Origin of the sequence: Streptomyces sp. NPDC005899 (assembly GCF_040629645.1) — a bacterium.
GTDB lineage: Bacteria > Actinomycetota > Actinomycetes > Streptomycetales > Streptomycetaceae > Streptomyces.
In genome coordinates this window covers 1-1,008 of the sequence record NZ_JBEXWB010000719.1, presented here as the reverse complement: position 1 = coordinate 1,008, position 1,008 = coordinate 1, and the positions used below count along the sequence as shown (strand labels likewise).

The following is a 1,008-nucleotide window of genomic DNA, read 5'->3' as shown; positions in this document are numbered from 1 at the left end:
GCCAGCCCGTGCCGTGGGCGGCCGTCGCCAGGCACCGGAAAGGCGCGGGAGACGTCCGCGGTTGGCTGCGCGCCGTCGAGCGGGCCGCGCGCCAGGCGGCCGAGGCCCGGCGCCACCAGGAGGCCGTCACTCTGCTGGAAGCGACGCTGGCCTCCGATCTCGTCCCGCGGGCGGACCGGGGCCGACTGGCTCCCGTGCTGGCCCGCAACGCCGTCATGGGACTGCGTGCCGACCAGACGGTGAAGGTACTGGCCCAGCTGATGGAGGACGCCGGACTGCCGCTCGCCGTTCGCGGTGAACTGCGTCTGGACCTCGGGCTGCTCCTGTGCAACCAGGTGGGCCGGAGCGCCAGCGGCTGGGCCGAACTGGAGCGCGCGGCCGAGGAGCTGAGGGAGGAGCGCCCCGATCTGGCCGCCCGTGCCATGGCGGCCCTCGCCATGCCGCAGTGGCTGGGGGCGCCGCTGGGCGTGCACGAGGCATGGCTGCGGCGGGCGGAGGACGCCGCGGCCCACAGCGGGTCCGCGGCGGCGCGCGCGGCCGTCGCCGGGAACGGGGCCGCCCTGGCGATGTGCTGCGGTGACCCGGAGGCGTGGCGGATGGTGCGGGAGCTTCCGACGGACAGTCCGGACCGGCTGGTGGCGCAGCACGCGGCCCGCGGCGTGTGCAACGCCGGGGACGCGGCCGTGTGGCTGGGACACTACGACCGGGCCGCGGACCTGCTCACGGAAGGACTCGGCCTGTCGGTCAGGAGCGGTTCCGACTACGTCCGCCAGACGGGCCTGGGGGCGCAACTCGTGCTCGACTGGAACACCGGGGAGTGGGCGGGGCTCGTCGGCCGCTGCGAGGCGTTCGTCGCGCGGACCGGTGACCTGCCCGCCGTCAACGCCGACGCCCGCCTGGTCCTCGGTCTGCACGCCGTCGCGCAGGGGGAGTGGGGGCAGGCCGAGCAGTGGCTGGGCGCGGTGGACGCCTCGGTCACCGACCGCACCGCGGCACCCATCGCGTCCG

General features: G+C 76.4%; 1 pseudogene. It reads left to right on the top strand.

Annotation, left to right across the window (positions count from 1 at the left end):
* Window positions 1–1,008: pseudogene (locus ABZ371_RS32905) on the top strand (helix-turn-helix transcriptional regulator); the annotation flags it as partial.